Below are 15139 nucleotides of genomic sequence, written 5' to 3'. Positions count from 1 at the left end.
CCGCTGTGTTGAGAGTCCTCGCGGGAGAGAGGGCTCGGTTTCGCCGTCGGGCGAGTTCTGCACCCCCATCGGGTTGAAAGCCCCTCTCCCGCTTGCGTGAGCAGGGCAGCGAGACGAGCCGGCCCCCAACCGCCGCCCTGCGCAACGCTGCGTCCCCGCGTTTGCCTGCCGCCTCGCCTGCGAAAGCGGATAATCCGGGCATGAGCATCGAACCCATCCCCGAACGGGGCGCCCCCGAGAGGATCTCTCCCGCACAGGCGCGCGCGCGCCAGCAGGCCGGTGCGGTCCTGATCGACGTGCGCGAGGCGCACGAACGCGCTGCCGGCCAGGCCGAGCATGCGCTCGGCGTGGCCAAGGACGCGCTGGAAGCCGATCCGCAGGCGTTCCTGCCCGATCGCGGCGCCGAGGTCGTATTGATCTGCCAGTCCGGCGCTCGCTCGCTGCGCGCCGCGCAGGCCTTGCTCGATGCCGGCTACGCGCGCGTGGCCTCGGTCGACGGCGGCACCGCCGCCTGGATCGCCGACGGACTGCCGCTGGCCGACCTGCGCCAGACCGAGGCCGAGCGCGATTTCTACGATCGCTATTCGCGCCATCTGCGCCTGCCCGAAGTCGGCGAAACCGGGCAGCGCAAGCTGCAGGCGGCGCGGGTGGCGATGGTCGGCGCCGGCGGCCTGGGCTCGCCGGCGGCGTTCTACCTGGCCGCGGCCGGGGTCGGCACGCTGGTGCTGGCCGACGACGACGTGGTCGACCGCAGCAACCTGCAGCGGCAGATCCTGCACACCGAGCAGCGCATCGGCACGAGCAAGGTCGAGTCGGCCAAGATCGCGCTGCAGGCGCTCAACCCGCGCGTGCGGGTGGAGACCTTCGCCGAACGCATCACCGCCGACAACGTCGAGCGCCTGATCGGCGCGGCCGACGTGGTGTTCGACGGCGCCGACAATTTCCCGGTGCGTTATCTGCTCAACGACGCCTGCGTCAAACTCGCCAAGCCGCTGGTGTACGGCGCGATCCATCGCTTCGAAGGCCAGGTCAGCCTGTTCGACGCCGGCCGCCATCGCGGCGAAAAACCCTGCTACCGCTGCCTGTTTCCCGAACCGCCGCCGCCGGAAGCGGCGCCCAATTGCGCCGAAGCCGGCGTGCTCGGCGTGCTGCCGGGAGTGATCGGTCTGATCCAGGCCACCGAGGTGGTCAAGCTGATCCTCGGCCTGGGCGAGCCGCTGGCCGGGCGCTTGCTGCATTTCGATGCGCTCGGCCTGCGTTTCCGCGAGACCCGCCTGCGCCCCGACCCGGATTGCCCGGTGTGCGCGGCGGGGCGCGAGTTTCCCGGCTATATCGACTATCAGGCGTTCTGCAGTGCGCATTGAACGAGGCGCCCGGCTCGCCGCCTGGCTGCTGGCGGGCCTGCTGTCGTCGGCGCTGCCGGCGACCGCGCAGACGCCGTCGGCGTTGGAGCGTCTGGCCGACCTCAGCGCGCAACGCCTGCGGCTCGCCGACCAGGTCGCGGCGAGCAAGCGCCGCAGCGGCCGGCCGGTCGAAGACGCGGCGCGCGAACGCGAACAACTCGAGCGGCTCGGCCAGGCCGCCGTCGCGCGCGGCCTGCCGCACGAGGCCGCGACCGGGTTTTTCCGCGCCCAGTTCGAAGCCAACAAGCTGGTCCAGTATCGCCTGCTCGGCGAGCCGCCGCGGCGCGGCGAAGCCGCGGCCGACCTGGACGCGGTCCGGGCGCGGCTGGATCGCCTCAACGGCGAACTGCTCGACGCGCTGGGCCAGGGCTTGAACGACGCCGCGCGCGCGGATTGCGCGACGCAGGCGCGGCGCGCGCGCGAGCGGGCCGCGCGCAGGCGACGACTGGACGAACTGCACCGCATCGCCTTGAGCCGCGCGCTCGGCGATCTGTGCCGGCGCGCGCCCTAATCGGCGGCGATCGCCTCGATCTCGACCATCCAGCCTTCCTCGTACAGGTCGGCGATGATCACCGTCAGCGCCGGCGCGTGTTCGCCCAGCACCTCGTGGCGGATTTCGTAGTTGCGCTTGCGCAGCCGGCGGTCGCTCAGATACGTGGTCACCTTGACCAGATTGGCCAAGCTCATGCCGGCGGCTTCGAGTTGGCGCTGGACGTTGCTCCAGGCGCGCCGGCACTGGCCGTCGAAGTCCTTGGGCAGGATGCATTCCTCGCACTGCGGCAACTGGCCGCTGACGAACACCAAGCGCTTGAAGCCGGTGATCTCGAGCGCTTGCGAATACGACACTTCGGTCGGACGGATTTCGCGGCGTTGCAGTTGCATGGACGGGCCCCGGCGTTGGGAAGCGAAGGACGGATCAGTCGATGAAACCTTGCAGTGCCTCAGCGTACTCCGGGTACTGGCCGATGTTGTGATGGTCGGCGCCGTTCAACTGCACGACTTCCAGCCCCTGGGTGCGGGTCTGCAGCGAGTAGATCAGGCGTTGCGTGTTCGGCGGCGGGATCACGTCGTCGTGGCTGGCGCGCACGATCAGGATCGGGCCGAAGTAGTTGCGCAGATGCTTGACCGACTCGTAGCGGTCGCGCACCAGCCAGCGCGTCGGCAGCCAGCGGTAGTGCGCCTGCGCGGTTTCGCTGAGGCTGTCGAACGGCGTCACCAGGGCCAGGCGCTCGACCGGGCGGCGGCTGGCGACGTAGCTGGCGACGCCGCTGCCGAGGCTGCGGCCGATCACCGCGATCGGCTGCTTGGGATGCTCGCGCGAGACCTGGTCGAAGGTGGCCAGCGCATCGGCGAACAGCGCCGCTTCTTCGGGGCGGCCGTCGCTGGCGCCGAATCCGCGATAGGACAGCAGGTAGACGGTGCGGTCGGGGAACCAGCGCGCCAGCGTCTCGCGCATGTTTTCGATCCGCTCGGCGTTGCCGCCGAAATAGATCAGCGCTTTGTCGCGTCCGGCGTTGAGCCGCCAGCCGCGCAGCACGATGTCGCCGCGATCGACGGTGTAGTCGGTGGTGTGGGCGCGCAGGCGGGTGTTCTGCGGGAAATACATCAGTTCGCGCTGCTTCACGTACAGCCAGCCGCAGATGCTGAGGTAACCGGCGGCGGCGACGCCGGCCAACGCGGCGAGGGACGGGAGCAAACGGGGCGTGCGGGCCATCGGGCGGAGCGTTCCTGGTCGGGGGCCGCGACGCGGCGGCCCGGGCGGTTCGGTTCGTGCGTCGGTTCGATAACGTTCCCGGCGACGATAACCCGCGCGCTCGCCGGTCGCCAGAGACCGGCGGCGATCACGCGCTTTGCACGGTCGGGCGATAGGCTGGCCGCAGGCTCGCGGCGGGCATCGCGTTGCGGCAGTTAAGGCGCTTGCGGGTAAGGTCGCGGGCTGCGGCGCTGCCGCCGCTCGCTTCACCGCCGCCGCCGGTCGTCGCCGAGCGATGCCGCGGACGGCGGACCCGCGGCGATGCCCCCCCACCAGGAGAAAGGATTCGATGTTGCGTTCGTTCGTGCTCGCTTGTGTCCTGTTTTCGGCCAGCGCCTCGGCGGTGGCCGCCGACGCCTGTCCGCGCCTGCGCGGCCAGGCCGCCGCCGCCGATGCGGCGACCCGCATCGCCGCCGCGGCCTGCGACGAAAACCTGCAGTGGTACCGGCCCTTCATCGATACCCAGGGCCGGCTCGCCAGCGCGACCGTCAGCGAGGCCGAGCGTGCGCGACTGGAGGACGGCGCCACCGAGACCTGGCGCCGCACCGCCGGCTACTGGCGCGACACCGGGCTGCTGCAGCGCATGGCCGGTTTCGCCGGTGCCGAACAGTGCTTCGATCCCTACGGCAGTGCGTATTCGACCACCGCGTGCCGCGCGTTCCTGATCGACCACCCCTGGTCGGCGGCCTTCGTGTCCTACGTGATGATGAAGGCGGCGGTGCCGGGCTTCCGGCCCTCGGCCAGCCATTACGACTACGTGCGCGACGCCTACCGCACGCCGGAACAGAGCCCGTTCCAGTACCTGGACCCGGCCGCCGCGAACCCGGCGGTCGGCGACCTGCTGTGCGCGGTGCGCTCCAGCACCCGGGTGTACGGGCATGCGGGGCTGACCGCTGCGCTCAACGGCGACGGCGGCTTGAACATGCATTGCGACATCGTCGTCGCGGTCAATCCGGACAACGACGGCAAGGCCTATCTGATCGGCGGTAACGTCCAGCAGGGCGCGACGATGCGGATGATGGCGGTCAACCGCAACGGCCAGTTCTGGCCGCTGCCGCTGCGCAGCGAAACCCAGGTGGAGTGCTCGCCGGACACCGTGTCGGCCTGCGACATGAACAAGATGGACTGGTCGGCGCTGCTCAAGCTCAAGCCGGACGCCGCGCTGGCGACGCTGGCGCCGCCGCAGCCCCTGTACGCGCCGCAGCAGGCGCCGGCCAGCGAGCCGCAGGGCTGCTGCGTCCAATGCGTGGTCGGCTCCGGCGTGCCGCGCTGCCCGAATCCCAATGTCCCGTCGGTGCGACCGCAGCAGGAGTGAGTGGCCGGGATTGGGGATTGGGGATTGAGGGGGGCGCCGGGACGGGGTAGGAGCGGCGCAAGCCGCGACCGCCATGCTCCGATCTCGCCGCGCCGCCGCCTTCCTGTAGCAGCGGCGTGCGCGAGCGCAGGCGACCGAAGCCGCCGCTCGTTCAAGCGTGCCGCTGCTGTGCCGCCTCGAACGCGGCCAGCTGCTCCGGCGTGGCGTCCTTCTGGTGCTGCGCCTTCCACTGCGCGAATGGCATGCCGTACACCGCCTCGCGCGCCTCGTCCTTGCTCATGGCGATGCCGCGCGCCTCGGCGGCCTCGCGGTACCAGTCGGCCAGGCAGTTGCGACAGAAGCCGGCCAGGATCATCAAGTCGATGTTCTGCACCTCCGGGCGCTCCTGCATCAGGTGGGCGAGCAGCCGGCGGAAGGCGGCAGCCTCGATGGCCAGGGTCTCGTGGTCGCGCGGGGCGTGGTCGGCGGGCGGGGCGGGGTGGGTCATGGCGGCGGACTCGTGGAATCGTGCGGGCAGGGCGGGAAGAAGGGAGCGGCAGCGCGGCGGCGGGCCCGGCGCGAGCGCCCCGCGGCAAAACCGGCGCGGGGAATGAGCGATAATGCGCGGCCCCGACTCTACCTCAGCGCCGACCCGCATGACGTCTACTCCGCACCCGGCCCGCATCCTCGACGGCAAACGCATCGCCGACGAGTTGCTCGACAACCTCAAGGCCCAGGTCGACGCGCGCATCGCCGCCGGCAAGGCGCGGCCGGGGCTGGCGGTGGTGCTGGTCGGCAACGACCCGGCCTCCAGCGTGTACGTGCGCAACAAGCGCCGCGCCGCGCAGAAGGTCGGCATCCGCGCGATCGACTACGACCTGCCGGCCGACACCGACGACGCCGCGCTGCTGGCGCTGATCGACCGGCTCAACGCCGACCCGGAGGTGCACGGCATCCTGGTCCAGCTGCCGCTGCCGGACCGCCGCGACGCCACCGCGCTGATCCACCGCATCGACCCGCGCAAGGACGTCGACGGTTTCCATCCCGAGAACGTCGGCCACCTGATGCTGCGCCAGTTCGGCCTGCGGCCCTGCACCCCGCGCGGCATCACCACCTTGCTCGGCTACACCGACCGGCCGGTGCGCGGGCAGAGCGCGACGATCGTCGGCGTCAGCAACCACGTCGGCCGGCCGATGGCGCTGGAGCTGCTGATCGCCGGCTGCACCGTCACCAGCTGCCACAAGTTCACCCCGGCCGCGGTGCTGGAGCAGTCGGTGCGCAACGCCGACATCCTGGTGGTCGCGGTCGGCCGCCCCGACCTGATCCCCGGCGAATGGGTCAAGCCCGGCGCGGTGGTCATCGACGTCGGCATCAACCGCCTCGACGACGGCCGCCTGGTGGGCGACGTCGGCTTCGCCGCCGCGGCCCAGCGCGCCAGCTGGATCACCCCGGTCCCGGGCGGGGTCGGGCCGATGACCGTCGCGACCCTGATGCAGAACACCCTGGAAGCGGCCGAGGCCGCGGGCTGAGGGGCGGGGATTGGGGATTGGGGGAGTCGGGATTCGGCGGCTTCGTTCAGGTTCGCCCCTGCTGCCCACCGTCCTGGCCCAACCAATCCCGACTCCCCAATCCCGACTCCCCGCACCACCGCAACGACCAATCCCGAATCCCGAATCCCTAATCCCCGCTTCCCGGGGTACAATGGCGCGCTTCATCCTCCCGGGCCCGCCTATGCTGCGCATCCAGGCTGAAGCGCTGACTTACGACGATGTCTCCCTCGTCCCCGCGCATTCGATCGTCCTGCCTAAGGACGTAAACCTCTCCACCCGCCTGACCCGCGACCTGTCGATCCGCCTGCCGATCCTGTCGGCGGCCATGGACACGGTCAGCGAAGCCCGCCTCGCGATCGCCCTGGCCCAGCTCGGCGGCATCAGCATCATCCACAAGAACATGAGCCTGGAGGCCCAGGCGGCCCAGGTCGCCCAGGTCAAGAAGTTCGAGGCCGGGGTCATCAAAGAACCGTTCACCGTCGGTCCGGAAACGACCATCGGCGAAGTGCTGAAGCTGACCCGGGCGCGCAACATCTCCGGCGTGCCGGTGGTCGACGGCGGCCAGTTGGTCGGCATCGTCACCAGCCGCGACATGCGCTTCGAGAAGAAGCTCGACGATCCGGTCCGCCACATCATGACCAAGCGCGAGCGCTTGATCACCGTGCACGAAGGCGCCAGCGACGAAGAAGTGCTGCAGTTGCTGCACAAGCACCGGATCGAGAAGGTGCTGGTGGTCAACGACGGCTTCGAGCTGCGCGGCCTGATCACGGTCAAGGACATCCAGAAGAAGACCGACAACCCCAACGCCGCCAAGGACAGCGCCGAGCGCTTGCTGGTCGGCGCCGCGGTCGGCGTCGGCGGCGACACCGAAGCGCGCGTAGAAGCGCTCGCCGCGGCCGGCGTGGACGTGATCGTGGTCGATACCGCGCACGGCCATTCGCAGGGCGTGCTCGACCGGGTCAAGTGGGTCAAGACCCGCTTCCCGCAGCTGCAGGTGATCGGCGGCAACATCGTCACCGGCGACGCGGCCCTGGCCCTGATGGACCACGGCGCGGACGCGGTCAAGGTCGGCGTCGGCCCCGGTTCGATCTGCACCACCCGCGTCGTCGCCGGCGTCGGCGTGCCGCAGATCACCGCCGTGGCGATGGTCGCCGAGGCGCTGCAGGACCGCATTCCGTTGATCGCCGACGGCGGCATCCGCTATTCCGGCGACATCGGCAAGGCGCTGGTCGCCGGCGCCTCGACGGTGATGGTCGGCGGCCTGTTCGCCGGCACCGAGGAGGCCCCGGGCGAGGTCGAACTGTTCCAGGGCCGCAGCTACAAGAGCTACCGCGGCATGGGCAGCATCGGCGCGATGGAGCAGGGCTCCAAGGACCGCTATTTCCAGGACGCTTCCGACGCCGACAAGCTGGTGCCGGAAGGCATCGAAGGCCGGGTGCCGTACCGCGGCCCGCTGCGCGGCGTGGTCCACCAGCTCGCCGGCGGCCTGCGCGCCACCATGGGCTACGTCGGCTGCGCGACCATCGAGGAAATGCGCAAGAAGCCCAGCTTCGTGCGAATCACCAACGCTGGTTCGCGCGAAAGCCACGTCCACGACGTGCAGATCACCAAGGAACCGCCGAACTATCGCGCCGGCTGAGCCGGCGCGCGGGATTCGGGATGGATGGAGCCGGGATTCGGGATGGGCGATTCGGCAAAGTCCGGCGCCTCGATCCCCCGCTAACCCATGTCTATTCGGCGAATCCCGCATCCGTTGTTCGAACCGACGCTTTTGCGAATCCCCACTCCCTAATCCCGGCCCCATGACCGACATCCACAGCGACAAAATCCTGATCCTCGATTTCGGCGCGCAGTACACCCAGCTGATCGCCCGCCGCATCCGCGAACTGGGCGTGTACTGCGAAATCTGGGCCTGGGACCACGATCCGGCCGAAATCGCCGCCTACGGCGCCAAGGGCATCATCCTGTCGGGCGGCCCGGAGTCGACCACCGAGCAGGATTCGCCGCGCGCACCGCAGCAGGTGTTCGACGCCGGCCTGCCGATCCTCGGCATCTGCTACGGCATGCAGACCATGGCGGTGCAGCTCGGCGGCGCCACCGAGGCCGCCGACCAACGCGAGTTCGGCCATGCCGAAGTGCAGTTGGTGGCCCAGGACCGTTTGTTCGACGGGCTCAAGGATCACCCGGGTTCGCCGCCGCGCCTGGACGTGTGGATGAGCCATGGCGACCACGTCGCCAAGGCGCCGGAAGGCTTCGTCGTCACCGCCAAGACCGACCGCATCCCGGTCGCCGCCTTCGCCGACGACGCGCGCCGCTGGTACGGCGTGCAGTTCCATCCCGAAGTCACCCACACCAAGCAGGGCCTGACCCTGCTGCGCCGCTTCGTGGTCGATATCTGCGGCTGCCAGACTCTGTGGACCGCCGCCCACATCATCGACGACCAGATCGCCCGCGTGCGCGAGCAGGTCGGCCAGGACGAGGTCATCCTCGGCCTGTCCGGCGGGGTCGATTCCTCGGTGGTCGCGGCGCTGCTGCACAAGGCGATCGGCGACCAGCTGACCTGCGTGTTCGTCGACACCGGCCTGCTGCGCTACAACGAAGGCGACCAGGTGATGGCGATGTTCGCCGAGCACATGGGCGTCAAGGTGGTGCGGGTCAACGCCGCCGACCGCTACTTCGCCAAGCTGGCCGGGGTCAGCGACCCGGAGGCCAAGCGCAAGATCATCGGCAACCTGTTCGTCGAAATCTTCGACGAAGAGTCGGCCAAGCTTGCGAACGCCAAATGGCTGGCGCAGGGCACCATCTACCCCGACGTGATCGAGTCGGCCGGCAGCAAGACCGGCAAGGCCCACGTGATCAAGAGCCACCACAACGTCGGCGGCTTGCCCGAGGACATGAAGCTCGGCCTGGTCGAGCCGCTGCGCGAACTGTTCAAGGACGAAGTGCGGCGCCTGGGCGTCGAACTCGGCCTGCCGCGCGAGATGGTCTACCGCCATCCGTTCCCGGGCCCGGGCCTGGGCGTGCGCATCCTCGGCGAGGTCAAGCCCGAATACGCCGACCTGCTGGCCCGCGCCGACCACATCTTCATCGACGAACTGCGCAAGGCCGGCCTGTACGACAAGACCAGCCAGGCCTTCGCGGTGTTCCTGCCGGTCAAGTCGGTCGGCGTGGTCGGCGACGCCCGCGCCTACGAATGGGTGATCGCGCTGCGCGCGGTCGAGACCATCGACTTCATGACCGCGCACTGGGCGCACCTGCCGTACGATTTCCTCGGCACGGTGTCGAACCGGATCATCAACGAACTGCGCGGCGTCTCGCGCGTGGTCTACGACATCAGCGGCAAGCCGCCGGCGACGATCGAGTGGGAGTGAAGTCAGGCCCTGTGGGGGCTATCGCCAGCTATCGAAAGCTCGTCAGGGCGTGTTGATTCGGAAATAAGTACGTCGGCAGCTCGCGGTGACTATCGCCGGCCAGCAGAACAGGCTGGCGGTAGCGCCGATGGTAGGAACCGGAGAACCGGGTCGAGACCCTTGCGTTTGCGATCCAGACTAAGCCGGTCTTTGACGGCAAAAGTCTCCTCGGGAAAGCCGCCCCGGGAAAGCTCGACGCGTCGTCGCTCATGGGTGCCCTTTCCTGGGGCCTAGAGCCGATCGAACGGTTTTCGATCCAACAGACAGTCGATGAACGCGCCCAGCAGGGCCGGTCGATGCTGCCGGTTCGGGTAGTAGAGGAATAGGCCTGGGCGCGAGATCGACCAGTCCGCCAGGACCTGGACCAGCCGTCCCTGGGCCAAGAGTTCGGCCACGCCATCTCGCTCGAAGTGATAGGCGATGCCGAGCCCGCCCAATGCAGCCGCAATGCCGATGTCGGCGTGATTGGTGACGACGGGGCCGTCCACGGCGACTTCGAGTCGTTGTCCTCGTTTCTCGAACTCCCAGCGATAGTGCCTGCCGTCCATCTGCAGCCGCCAGTTGATGCAGGCGTGGCCGTGCAACTCGGCGGGCGACTTGGGGGTTCCCCGACGCGCGAGGTAGTCCGGGGACGCCACGGCCACCATGTCCAGGTCCGGCGTAAGACGCACGGCCACCATGTCCTTTTCGAGCTGCCCGCCCACGCGGATGCCCGCGTCGAAGCGCCCGGCGACGATGTCGGCCAGCGCATCGTCGACCACGATGTCCAGAACCACGTCGGGGTGCGCTTGATGGAAGCGCGAAAGCCGGGGCGCGATGATGGTCCGGGCGGCGATCCCCAGCGTGTTGATCCGCAGCGTGCCGCTCATCTGCCCGGTCGCCTCGCTGGCTTCGGCGACGGCCGCCGCCATCTCCCGAATCAACGGCGCTATGCGCCGGTAAAGCCGTTCGCCGCTTGCCGATGGCGCGACGCTTCGCGTCGTGCGATTCAGCAGGCGGGCGCCGATGCGGTCTTCGAGCTGCCGGATCGTCTGGCTGAGTGCCGAAGGCGACAGGCCCAGGTACTCGGCCGCCCGGGCAAAGCTCTGGCGCTCCACGACGGCTACGAAGGCCTTCAGCTCAGCGAAGTCGGATCCGCGCATTATGTATGTATTCCTACATAGCCCATACGGATTCTAGGGCATTCACTGAATTAATGCCGACGCGCATCCTGAGGCCTCCACTGGCCCCACGGAACCGACGACATGGACACCCTGACTCTCCCCGAGCCGATTGCCGCGTACTTCGCGGCCGAACACACCCCTGAAGCCTTGGCGCATTGCTTCACGGCGCAAGCCGTCATGAAGGACGACGGGCACACCTACACCGGCATCGACGCGATCAAAGCCTTTCTGGCCGAGGCATCGGCCAAGTACAGCGCGACGAGCGTGCCGTTCGCCATCGAGCGGGAGGACGGCTTTCAACTCGTCCGCGCCAACGTCAGCGGCAACTTCCCGGGCAGCCCGATCGTTCTGTCTTACCGCTTTCGCCTGGAACGCGGCCTGATCGCATCGCTGGAGATCACGGCATGAGCTTCGACCTTCGCCTGAATGGCCTGCGTGCTTTGGTCACCGGCGGCACGCTGGGCCTGGGCGCTGCAGTCGTTAAAACGCTTGCGGAGGCCGGCGCTCGGGTGGCGACCTCCGCACGCACCGTGCCGGCGGAGCCGGTGGAGGGCGTCGACTATGTGGCCGCCGACCTGTCGACGGCGGAAGGTACGAGTCACCTCGCTCGGACCATCCTGCAGGATTGGGGTGGCGTCGACATCTTGATCAACGTGCTCGGCGGGTCGAAGACGCCCGGCGGCGGTTTCGCTGCGATCAGCGATGAGTACTGGTTCGCCGAGCTGAATCTGAATTTGATGCCTGCGGTACGCCTGGATCGTGCGCTGCTGCCAGCGATGCTGGCTCAAGGGTCGGGAGTCATCATCCACGTCAGCTCCATCCAGCGCGTGCTGCCTCTGCCGGAGTCCACCACCGCCTATGCAGCGGCCAAGGCGGCCCTCACGACGTACAGCAAGTCGCTGGCGCGCGAGGTGACGCCCAAGGGCGTTCGGGTGCTGAGCGTGGCGCCGGGCTGGATCGAGACCGAGGCATCCGTCGCGTTTGCCCGGCGGACGGCCGATCAGGCAGGAACGGACTACGAGGGCGGCAAGAAAATCATCATGGATTGGCTGGGAGGAATTCCCGTGGGTCGACCCGCACAACCCCAGGAAGTCGCAGATTTGATCGTCTTCCTGGCGTCTCCGCGATCGGCTTCGATCGCAGGGGCCGAGTACCGGATCGACGGCGGCACTGTTCCCACTCTGTAGCTGACAGCCGCGGCCGACCGAAGCGAGCTACGCAAGCGCGACGACCCGAAGCCCGGACCTCCGGGCTTCGGTCGTTTTTTTGGGGCGGTTCTTTGGGGGCGGCCGGCTTCGGTAACGGCGTGGTATTGCACCGCTGCGGCTGTCGCGGCTCACGCCGCTCCTACAGGCGACAGTCTGCGGCTTCGATCGTCGGCGCAGGTTCTGCGCGGTCCGCGGTCGCGACTTGCGTCGCTCCTACCCCGCAGCGGCCGACGTGTGCGCCGCCGGCTGCGCCCTGCGTCACTCCGCCACCCCGATCCGAACGATCGAGGACAGAACCTGGCCGCGACCGGGCGTAGCCTGGGCGCTCGAACCGCCGTGCCCGCTGCCCCGGCCGCCCCCCCGCCGGAGCGCCCGTGTCGATTGCGCCCGGTCCGGTTCGTCGTATCAGTACAGGTCGCGCTGCCCCGCGCGCGGCCGCGCACGCTCGCCGTACAGGAGTTCCGACGATGCCTCGATACCTGCCGCTGGCGGCGGCGCTGCTGGCCCTGCCGCATTTGCTGATGGCCGCGTCCGCGCATCGCGCCTCGCTGCCGCAGATGGTGGAGCGGGTCGAATGCGCGCACCGCACGCCGGCGGCGGTGTCCGCGCGCGCGAAGGCGGCGCCGGCCGCGGCTGCGCGACCGATGCGTCCGGGCGAACCGCGCGGCTGAGCCGGTCGCGCGGTGCGTGCGCGCCGCGGGTCGGGGATAATGCCCGCTTCCAAGGCCGCGCGACTGCGGCCAGAGCGGGCGCAGTGAGCGAGCAGGACGACATCGACGAAGGCTGGATGCGCCATGCGTTGGCGCTGGCCGAGCGCGCCGAGCGCGAAGAAGACGAGATTCCCGTCGGCGCGGTGCTGGTCTCGGCCGAGGGCGCGGTGATCGGCGAGGGCTGGAACCGCAACATCGGCAGCCACGACCCCAGCGCCCACGCCGAGATCGTCGCCCTGCGCGAGGGCGGCCGTGCGATCGGCAACCATCGTCTGCTCGGCGCGACCCTGTACGTGACCCTGGAGCCCTGCGCGATGTGCGCGATGGCGATGGTGCATGCGCGGGTGGCGCGGGTGGTGTACGGCGCCCGCGACCCCAAGACCGGCGCCGCCGGCAGCGTGTTCGACCTGCTCGCCGACCCGCGCCACAACCACCGGGTCGAGGTCCGCGGCGGCGTGCTCGGCGAAGAGGCCGGGGCGCGCCTGACCGCTTATTTCCGCCGCAAGCGCGGCAAGCCGGCCTAAGCGTGACGCGTCACGGCCGCGGCGGGTTGTCGCGGTCGAACTCGCGCTTCACCTCGGCGTCGAGCATGGTCACGCTCATCCGCGCCTCGCGACCGAGGTTGATCGAGGCCGCCAGCACCAGCAGCACGCCGCACATCGCCAGCCCGGTCGGCACGCCGCGCAGGTAGCGGAATTCGGTGAACTGGTCGATGCCGATCGCCAGGCTGGTGGCGACGAAGGCGGTCATCGCGCCGTACAGCAACTGCAGGCAAATCAGCACCAGCCGCACCCGTCGCCGGTGCAGGATGATGCGCGCCTCCAGATACTGCCGGGTCGCCTCGTCGCGGGTCGATTCCAGGGTCGCCAACTGCTGGCGCAGGCGGTCGACGATGCGCGCCAGGCGGTTGTTCGACGACACCAGCAAGGAAGCGGTCGCGGTCAGGAAGAACGCCGGCGTGATCATCGCCGAGACCACGCTGTAGTGCTGGCTCAGTTGCAGCGGGTCGGGCATGGCGGGCTCCGGGAGGGCGGCGATGTGGGGCCGGGCAATGATGCGGCAACGGCGGCGGAGGGGCTCAGGCGCGCGGCTTGGCCCAGCGCTTCATCGCGCTGGCATGGCCGTGGTCCATCTCTTCGTTGACCGCCTCGACCGCGAGCGCCGACTCGCGCGCCAGCAGCAGGCTGGCGGCGAACATCGCCAGCACGCCGAGCGCGGCCAGCGCGGTCGGGATCGCGCCGAGCCGGTAGCCGAGGAAGGCGTCGCCGGCGACGCTGAGGCTGGTGCCGACGAAGAAGCTGATCGCCGTGTAAAGCAGCTGGCTGCCGCGCAGGATGATCCGGCTGCGGCGCTTCTGGCGCAGGATGTGGCGCTCGATCAGCTCGCGCTCCTCGGCGTCCTCGGTCTCGGCCAGCTCCTTCAGCAGCACCCGCGCGCGGTCGATGACCCGGGCCAGGCGGTTGTTGGCCGACAGCAGCAGCGAGGCGGTCGCGGTCAGGAAGAACGCGGGGGCCAGCATCGCGGTCAGGATCGCGTAGTGGGCGTAGGCGGCGGTCTGGCTCATTGCGGTGCGGAAAGCGGGGCGGCGGGGCTGTCGGCTATCATGCCGCGACACGGACACGACGGCGAGGCTATGACCGACAAGACTGGGCACGAGCACCGGCTGATCTGGATCGATCTGGAGATGACCGGCCTGGACACCGACCGGGATTCGATCCTGGAAATCGCCACCGTGGTCACCGACGCGCAGCTCAACGTGCTGGCCGAGGGCCCCGAGCTGGCGATCGCCCATCCGCTGGAGCGCCTGCAGGCGATGGACGAGTGGAACCGCAACCAGCACAGCCGCTCCGGCCTGTGGGCGCGGGTGCTGGAGCAGGGCGTGCCGATGGAGGAGGCCGAGCGCCGCACCCTGGAGTTCCTGGGCCAGTGGGTGCCCGCGAACACGTCGCCGATCTGCGGCAACTCGATCTGCCAGGACCGCCGCTTCCTGCACCGCTGCATGCCGCGGCTGGAGAAGTACTTCCATTACCGCAACCTCGACGTCAGCACGATCAAGGAGCTGGCCCGGCGCTGGGCGCCCGAGGTGCTGGCCGGGGTCAGCAAGGACAGCAAGCACACTGCGCTGAGCGACGTGATGGACTCGATCGCCGAACTGCGCCATTACCGCGGCGCGATGGGCAAGCTGGGCGGCCTGGGCTGAGCGGCGCCTGCAAAAAGCGCCGCCCGGCGTGGGTAGGAGCGGCGCAAGTCGCGGCCACCCGCAGCGACGTACGCAAGCGCACGCCACCGAAGCCCGGGCCACCGGGCTTCGGCCGTTTTGGGGCGATGGTTTCTCTGGCGGGGGCGCCGGCTTCGGAAAGCGGCGTGGTATCGCGCCGCTGCGGCTGTCGCGGCTTACGCCGCTCCTACAGGCGGGAGGTCGCGGCTTCGATGATTGGCGGCGGTACGGTCGCCTCTGCGCGTCCTGCGGTCGCGACTTGCGTCGCTCCTACCCAAGGCTGGCTCTTGCAGGAGCGGCGCGAGCCGCGACAACCGCAGCGACGTATGCAAGCGCAAGCCACCGAAGCCCGGGCCACCGGGCTTCGGCCGTTTTAGGGCGATGGTTTCTCTGGAGGAGGCGCCGGCTTCGGAAAGCGGCGTGGTATCGC

Annotated in this window: 17 protein-coding genes; 11 read left to right on the top strand and 6 right to left on the bottom strand. The window is 69.5% G+C overall.

Annotated features, from left to right (window positions below; translation table 11 throughout):
- The first annotated feature begins 200 nt into the window (after window positions 1–200).
- Window positions 201–1364: a molybdopterin-synthase adenylyltransferase MoeB gene (moeB, locus tag TX83_RS20765; RefSeq protein WP_064749888.1), complete on the top strand. Its 1164-nt coding sequence runs from the start codon at window positions 201–203 to the stop codon at window positions 1362–1364.
- Entirely contained in the window at window positions 1354–1914 is a 561-nt protein-coding gene (gene aroQ / locus TX83_RS20760; protein WP_064749887.1) for a gamma subclass chorismate mutase AroQ, read from the top strand. The genes moeB and aroQ overlap by 11 nt, the downstream gene beginning before the upstream one ends.
- On the opposite strand, the gene TX83_RS20755 is transcribed toward aroQ, so the two are convergent.
- The gene (locus TX83_RS20755) at window positions 1911–2285 is read right to left on the bottom strand and encodes a RidA family protein (protein ID WP_064749886.1); all 375 of its coding nucleotides are present in this window, start codon (window positions 2283–2285) and stop codon (window positions 1911–1913) included. The two genes, aroQ and TX83_RS20755, sit on opposite strands and share 4 nt — an antisense overlap.
- A 34-nt stretch (window positions 2286–2319) precedes the next feature.
- A complete protein-coding gene (locus tag TX83_RS20750; protein ID WP_064749885.1) occupies window positions 2320–3117 on the bottom strand; it encodes an alpha/beta hydrolase in 798 nt (265 codons plus the stop codon).
- A gap of 328 nt (window positions 3118–3445) precedes the next feature.
- On the opposite strand from TX83_RS20750, the gene TX83_RS20745 reads away from it, so the two are divergent.
- Window positions 3446–4471 (top strand): DUF2272 domain-containing protein, encoded by a 1026-nt coding sequence (locus TX83_RS20745; protein WP_064749884.1) that lies wholly within the window; start codon window positions 3446–3448, stop codon window positions 4469–4471.
- A 151-nt stretch (window positions 4472–4622) separates the two neighbouring features.
- Here the strand turns inward: TX83_RS20745 and TX83_RS20740 are convergent, their stop codons facing one another.
- On the bottom strand, window positions 4623–4958 hold the full coding sequence (locus tag TX83_RS20740; RefSeq protein WP_064749883.1) for a DUF1244 domain-containing protein: 336 nt from the start codon (window positions 4956–4958) through the stop codon (window positions 4623–4625).
- A gap of 112 nt (window positions 4959–5070) precedes the next feature.
- Here TX83_RS20740 and folD point away from each other — a divergent pair, with 112 nt between their 5' ends.
- The 3 genes from folD (at window position 5071) to guaA (ending at window position 9371) form a co-directional block, all read left to right on the top strand.
- Window positions 5071–5979: a bifunctional methylenetetrahydrofolate dehydrogenase/methenyltetrahydrofolate cyclohydrolase FolD gene (gene folD / locus TX83_RS20735; RefSeq protein ID WP_425605993.1), complete on the top strand. Its 909-nt coding sequence runs from the start codon at window positions 5071–5073 to the stop codon at window positions 5977–5979.
- Between the two features lie 202 nt (window positions 5980–6181).
- The gene (gene guaB / locus TX83_RS20730; protein ID WP_064749881.1) at window positions 6182–7639 is read left to right on the top strand and encodes an IMP dehydrogenase; all 1458 of its coding nucleotides are present in this window, start codon (window positions 6182–6184) and stop codon (window positions 7637–7639) included.
- A 163-nt stretch (window positions 7640–7802) separates the two neighbouring features.
- A complete protein-coding gene (guaA, locus tag TX83_RS20725) occupies window positions 7803–9371 on the top strand; it encodes a glutamine-hydrolyzing GMP synthase (RefSeq protein ID WP_064749880.1) in 1569 nt (522 codons plus the stop codon).
- Between the two features lie 269 nt (window positions 9372–9640).
- Here guaA and TX83_RS20720 read toward each other — a convergent pair whose 3' ends face one another.
- Window positions 9641–10552, bottom strand: a complete 912-nt coding sequence (locus tag TX83_RS20720; RefSeq protein ID WP_064749879.1) for a LysR family transcriptional regulator — start codon at window positions 10550–10552, stop codon at window positions 9641–9643.
- 102 nt (window positions 10553–10654) lie between these two features.
- Here TX83_RS20720 and TX83_RS20715 point away from each other — a divergent pair, with 102 nt between their 5' ends.
- From TX83_RS20715 to tadA, 4 genes are all read left to right on the top strand, one after another.
- Window positions 10655–10981, top strand: coding sequence for a nuclear transport factor 2 family protein (locus tag TX83_RS20715; protein WP_064749878.1), 327 nt, complete (start codon window positions 10655–10657; stop codon window positions 10979–10981).
- Window positions 10978–11760 (top strand): SDR family oxidoreductase, encoded by a 783-nt coding sequence (locus TX83_RS20710; protein WP_064749877.1) that lies wholly within the window; start codon window positions 10978–10980, stop codon window positions 11758–11760. Before TX83_RS20715 ends, TX83_RS20710 begins: the two co-directional genes overlap by 4 nt.
- A 488-nt stretch (window positions 11761–12248) precedes the next feature.
- Window positions 12249–12452: a hypothetical protein gene (locus tag TX83_RS20705; protein ID WP_064749876.1), complete on the top strand. Its 204-nt coding sequence runs from the start codon at window positions 12249–12251 to the stop codon at window positions 12450–12452.
- Window positions 12453–12535: 83 nt separating this feature from the next.
- On the top strand, window positions 12536–13015 hold the full coding sequence (tadA, locus tag TX83_RS20700; protein WP_261370230.1) for a tRNA adenosine(34) deaminase TadA: 480 nt from the start codon (window positions 12536–12538) through the stop codon (window positions 13013–13015).
- A 10-nt stretch (window positions 13016–13025) separates the two neighbouring features.
- Here the strand turns inward: tadA and TX83_RS20695 are convergent, their stop codons facing one another.
- Window positions 13026–13505 carry a DUF2721 domain-containing protein gene (locus TX83_RS20695; RefSeq protein WP_261370229.1) on the bottom strand — a complete coding sequence of 160 codons (480 nt, stop codon included), beginning with the start codon at window positions 13503–13505 and terminating at the stop codon, window positions 13026–13028.
- A 64-nt stretch (window positions 13506–13569) separates the two neighbouring features.
- Complete coding sequence (locus tag TX83_RS20690) at window positions 13570–14055, bottom strand: DUF2721 domain-containing protein (RefSeq protein WP_064749875.1); 486 nt, start codon at window positions 14053–14055, stop codon at window positions 13570–13572.
- A gap of 69 nt (window positions 14056–14124) precedes the next feature.
- Here TX83_RS20690 and orn point away from each other — a divergent pair, with 69 nt between their 5' ends.
- The gene (orn, locus tag TX83_RS20685; protein ID WP_064749874.1) at window positions 14125–14691 is read left to right on the top strand and encodes an oligoribonuclease; all 567 of its coding nucleotides are present in this window, start codon (window positions 14125–14127) and stop codon (window positions 14689–14691) included.
- Window positions 14692–15139: the final 448 nt, after the last annotated feature.

Source organism: Lysobacter antibioticus HS124 (assembly GCF_000336385.2).
Lineage (GTDB): Bacteria > Pseudomonadota > Gammaproteobacteria > Xanthomonadales > Xanthomonadaceae > Lysobacter > Lysobacter firmicutimachus.
The sequence above is the reverse complement of the archived record's forward strand: the minus strand, read 5'-3'. Positions and strand labels throughout refer to the sequence as shown.